At 40.2% G+C, this 1,861-nt stretch carries 1 protein-coding gene; it reads right to left on the bottom strand.

The features are described 5' to 3' along the window. Nucleotides 1-81: 81 nt before the first annotated feature. Nucleotides 82-1,365, bottom strand: a complete 1,284-nt coding sequence (ltrA, locus tag ACLIBG_RS15485; protein WP_439313643.1) for a group II intron reverse transcriptase/maturase — start codon at nucleotides 1,363-1,365, stop codon at nucleotides 82-84. Nucleotides 1,366-1,861: the final 496 nt, after the last annotated feature.

The raw sequence follows: 1,861 nt of genomic DNA, 5'->3' as shown, positions 1-1,861 counted from the left end.
ATCGAGTAGGAGGGAGTAGTTAGCCCCCGTCCTCTCACACCACCGTACGTACGGATCCGTATACGGCGGTTTAATTTTATTCTATACATGTACTTTGTTATAATGTTCAATACAAGATATTAATCCAAATCTTGATAGCCTCGCGTTTGTAATGGTGGTTGTAAGAATCCAGGAATATGCGATTCTTATTGCCCCTTTGCTCGTGTGGCTATTTTTGTATGCATTATATTTATCCATACCTAATTTGATTAAATTCTTCCGACGATTTTTGGCTGTTTTCCATTTCTGCCAAATGCACATTCTTACTCGTACCCTTGTGTGTGAATCAATTTTCATTAGTAAGCTCTTCATGTGACCGACTTTAAAGTAGTTTACCCAGCCGCGAATTAGTTGGTTAATTCTTTCCACTTGATACTTCGTATCAACACTCCAATTCTTTCGTGTGAGTTGTTTTAATTTATACTTAAAGTTAGCGACTGATTTACGGTGTGGCTTTGCTTTGTATAGACGGTTCTGATAGTCCCTAAAGAATCCAAACCCTAAGAATTTCATGTTCGGGTTGTTAGGTTTAGTTACTTTTGATTTGGTCGTGTTCACTATTAGACCAAGTTTTTCTTCAATGTAATTCGTCACTGATCTCATTACACGTCTAGCTGCCATTTCACTTTTAACCATGATAATGCAGTCATCTGCATATCTTACAAATCGCAATCCACGACTCTCCAATTCTTTATCAAGTTCATTCAACATGATATTACTAAGTAGTGGAGAAAGATTTCCTCCTTGCGGAGTTCCAATCACCGTTTCTTTATATTCGTCATTGATTTGCACACCACTCACTAAGTACTTTCGGATAAGCGATATGACATCACCATCGGTTATCGTTCTTGATATTAAGTTCATTAATCTATCATGATTCACAGTATCAAAGAAGCGTTCTAAATCAATATCTACTATCCATTCGTAGCCGTCATTCATGTACTCTAATGCTTGTAGTATAGCCATTTCTGCATACCGCCTGGGTCTAAAACCGTAGCTGTTGTCGCTGAATTGACTATCAAATATCGGAGTAAGAACTTGAGATATTGCTTGTTGTACGACTCGGTCGACTACCGAAGGTATTCCCAAGAGACGCGTTGCACCATCAGGCTTGGCAATTTCAACTCTTAAGACTGGTTGTGGTTTGTATCTTCGCTCCCGGATTTCTAGGATGATTTTCTCCCTATTTCTCGCTAAGTATCCTCCTAGCTCATCTATAGTCATTCCGTCGACACCAGCTGCCCCTTTGTTTTTGATTACTTGTTTATAGGCATCATTCAGATTGTTTTTATCAAGAATTTTGTCTAGTATTGCACGTTTATGCATGTATGTTATATCCTTTCTTTCTCGTGAAGCTGGTATCCACTTTCATGCTTTGGCCAGTGGTCTTTTGCCATCTTCCAATAGAGATTTCTATAACGATAAAATTATTCAGCCCTTCATTCTTTCTAGCTTTCGCTAGATTTCTTCACTACTACGGCTTCTGCTGACTTCTCGTTTTCCAGGCATACATCACTGTATACTTTTGGGATAGAGAAACGAGACCTCCCCAGTTAAGGTGCGAACTCTTTCCCTCTATCTATCTGCCATATATACACCACATGATCGTTGTAGCTATTGGACTTCAGCTTCTTTTGCAGCCTTACCCTCATGTGTTGCCTCTTATATGGTTTCTGTTCGTCAGACCAGAGGTTTGCCTCGAGCTTCCTTCAGATTCCGCCTCACGGTGGACACCCTTGCTTTTGGCTATGTGCTTACCGCTACAAGGTCGCACTTGGGACTTTCACCCATTAGAGTTCGCCCATGCTGGGCGAACAAAAAA

The sequence above is a fragment of the Virgibacillus sp. W0181 genome (assembly GCF_051846915.1).
In the GTDB taxonomy this organism is placed as follows: Bacteria; Bacillota; Bacilli; order Bacillales; family Amphibacillaceae; genus JBPYCR01.
Note: the sequence above shows the minus strand (reverse complement) of the source record. Positions and strands in the feature narration are given on the sequence as shown.